Origin of the sequence: Streptomyces klenkii (assembly GCF_003626645.1) — a bacterium.
Classification (GTDB): Bacteria; Actinomycetota; Actinomycetes; order Streptomycetales; family Streptomycetaceae; genus Streptomyces; species Streptomyces klenkii.
Map to the genome: position 1 here is coordinate 1 of NZ_RBAM01000230.1, position 1,014 is coordinate 1,014.

Annotated in this window: 1 protein-coding gene; it reads right to left on the minus strand. The window is 75.1% G+C overall.

What is annotated here, in order from left to right; genetic code table 11:
- Positions 1-1,014 (minus strand): helix-turn-helix domain-containing protein (locus D7231_RS38255; protein ID WP_120760589.1); only part of this gene is annotated, 1,014 nt, incomplete at both ends.

The window sequence follows — 1,014 nt, forward strand, 5'->3', positions numbered from 1 at the left end:
TCTCCAACGACCGCTGTGCGGCCTCGTGTTGGGCGGTCCACGCCTCGGAGCGGGCGCGGGAGGCCCAGTACGAGGCGGCGCGCGCCTTGGGGTAGTCCTCGGGGATGCGCAGGCCGCGCGCGATCCTCAGGGCCTCGCCGTGCCGGTCGTGGCCGCTGGCCACCGACATCGTGTGGATGGCCACGTTGGTGGGGCCGAACACCAGGCCGTAGTGGGGGAGCTCACCGGTAGCCTGGGCCAATTCGCGGGCCTGGCCGAGCCATTCGGCCGCCGTGTCGGGGACTCCGGCGCGCCGGGCGAGGACGGCGGCTTCGAGGTAGAGCGCGCCGCGCACCGCCCGCGTCGCCGGGGTCCGGTCGTCGTCCAGGTCGCGCAACGCCTGGTGCACCAGGCGGAATCCCTTGTCCGCGCGCGTCGCGTCGCCCAGCAGCCGGGCGCGGTCCCAGCGTTCGATGGCGACCTGGCGCGGGTCGCCGGAGTGCGGGGCGGCGGCGGCCATCCGGCCCAGCGCGTGCCGGGCCAGGTCGATGAACCCCAGCCTGCGGGTGGCCACATAGGCCGTGCGGCCCAGCTGCGCCTGGAGCCAGAAGGCGCGCTCCCGGTCGCGGCCGGGCCGGTCGTTCAGCAGCACCGTGGCGTTCACCTCTGCGATCAGGCCGGGCAGCGCCTCCGCAACCTCGAACTGCTGCCCCGCCTCGCGCTTGCCGTCCAGCTCGCTCACGGCGGCCTCAAGCACCGCGAGCGGGCGCGGCGGCGGGTCGCCCTCGCCGGGGCCGATGTCCCAGTCGTCGAGCGAGCCCGCGATCGGGGACAACAGGGCGTCCAGCTGGTCCTGTTGCAGCATGTGGATGTACGGCTGCCCGTACAGCACGGACACGCTGACGCTCAGGGCGCGGGCGACGCCGGCCACGATCGCGGGGCTCGCGTAGCGCTGCCCGGTCTCGATGCGCGAGAGCTGCGCGGGCGAGACGTGGGCGCGCCGGGCGAGCTCCCGGAGGGTGTACCCCCGGATCA